Annotated in this window: 2 protein-coding genes; both read right to left on the reverse strand. The window is 62.0% G+C overall.

Going from position 1 to position 1882, the window contains the following annotated elements; genetic code table 11:
* Positions 1-168: 168 nt before the first annotated feature.
* Positions 169-690 carry an HAD domain-containing protein gene (locus ACFWX1_RS48080; protein ID WP_378396629.1) on the reverse strand — a complete coding sequence of 174 codons (522 nt, stop codon included), beginning with the start codon at positions 688-690 and terminating at the stop codon, positions 169-171.
* A gap of 448 nt (positions 691-1138) precedes the next feature.
* Positions 1139-1711, reverse strand: coding sequence for a hypothetical protein (locus ACFWX1_RS48085; protein WP_378396630.1), 573 nt, complete (start codon positions 1709-1711; stop codon positions 1139-1141).
* Positions 1712-1882: the final 171 nt, after the last annotated feature.

The raw sequence follows: 1882 nt of genomic DNA on the forward strand, positions 1-1882 counted from the left end.
AACGCTGGACCATTGTCCCGCACTGGGTCGCGGGGTAGTGACGGTGGGCGCCGGCAACGGCGCGGTCCGGCGCCGGCGCCAACGGCTTCGCTCAAGTCCTAGTAACGAGCTCCGCTAAGCCGGGTCAGCGTTCTGCGATGACCTTTGCGTCGCTGCTCAGCCGTGGGATCACAGCGATCGTGCCCAGGCCGCGACAGCCGCCAGATGATCGTCGGTGATCCCGGTCCGCGGATTCACATCGATCAACTCGGTCGGAAGGCTCTCAGCCCGCCGTCGCTCAATGAACCTATCCCGCGCGGCCGGGTAGACCTCGAAGTCGTCATCCAACCACGCCAGCGCACGCCCGGCGGCGTAGCGAGCCACGGGTCCATATTTCCACGTGAACGGCTGCCCCGGCCGAGGCTGCAACCCCGCAGGAAACTCGATGACCGGCAGCACCGGCAAGCCCATCGCCGGGCCCATCATCGTGTTGGCCCGATGCTCCCAGCTGGTCGCCCACACCAGCTCCAGCCCGGCCTGACCCGCCAGCCCCAGCAATGCAGGCCCCAGCGCCGGATTGAGCCACATCCGAAGCGGCCGCCGGCGACTCCACCCCGGTAACCGAAACCGGTGCTCGACAAACCCTGACGGCTTCACGTCCTTACCGGCAGCCCACGGACTCAGCGGGCCATCGACATCCAACAACAGCAACGGTCTGAGCATCACAACCCCGCCTGAAGTCGCCCGGTCGTCCGGACGCCGGAACGTGCCTACCCGGCATACGCGGGAGCCGTACGAGCGCGCCCACGAGCGTCTCATTCACTGCGGAAACCAACAGTACCTGGTGAACCATTTGACACCTTCCAGCATGGAAGCCGCCGAAGTGTCGGGACGATCCTGGGTTCCATCGGGTGCAGCGACCAGTGCAGTCGGTTCTGGTCACCTTCCGCTCCCGGAACGTCCACCCTGGACCCGCATTTCGACCTCGCCGCAGAGCACCAGTCCCCAATCAGACGCTTTACCGATGTTGACCTGGGCCTTCTGCGGCGATTTGCCCGCAAAGAAGCACCGGATTGGGTATCACGCCCCTCAGCGGAGCATAGCTCCTTGCTGGGGCGACCTCGTCATCGCTGCCGAAGTCGCCCTAAGGTAGTTCGCGTCATGACGACCGTTCGACCTCTTGTTGCGCGTTGAGTTCCTCGACCAGGAGGACAAGGTCGGGGTTGAGCGCTTCGATGACAGCGCGATGCCCAGCGGCGAATAGCGGATCGAGAATCTCTATGCAGAAAACATCCAGGTGGTATAAGTCTCTCGTCTCCGCCAGTATCCGATGCATGACCAGAAGACATCTTTCGAGCAGTTCTTGCTTTTCAGGCAGAACGGTCATGATTGGCCGTATTATCTCAGTGTACAGAGCGTCCGCCAATGGCGTTTCACGGATGGGAGTCAAGAATCGATTGTACTGTACCGCCTCGTAGAACTCGCGTCGAGCAAGTTCGGCGATCATCGGCCGGAATTCCGGGACGAACATCCAGAGGAGATCACCTAATTTGCTTATGCTCCAGTTCATCGTGCCACGCTCGATGAGCAATCGACGCTCCCGTTCTTCGTTTTCTGGGTTGAGAGCGAGGGCGATCAGGCTATCCTTTGGGACGCGAATCTTCCCCCAGTCCGCATCGAGGACGTGGTATTTGTCATCCGAGGCACCTGATCCGCGCTGGCCGTTACCCACTTCAATGCTCCTCCGTCGCACCGGCGCACACTCCTCACCATCACTTTCAGTGACCGCTGGCTGGCCCCTGAGACGTAGGGAGTGTTCCAAGATCGGTGTTTCCGGCCCGACACGCCGGGCTGAGGTCCGGCGGGATGGGCACTGTGAGTGATGACATCGGACCTTGTGAGT

Source organism: Amycolatopsis sp. NPDC059021, from assembly GCF_042739895.1.
Taxonomy (GTDB): domain Bacteria; phylum Actinomycetota; class Actinomycetes; order Mycobacteriales; family Pseudonocardiaceae; genus Amycolatopsis.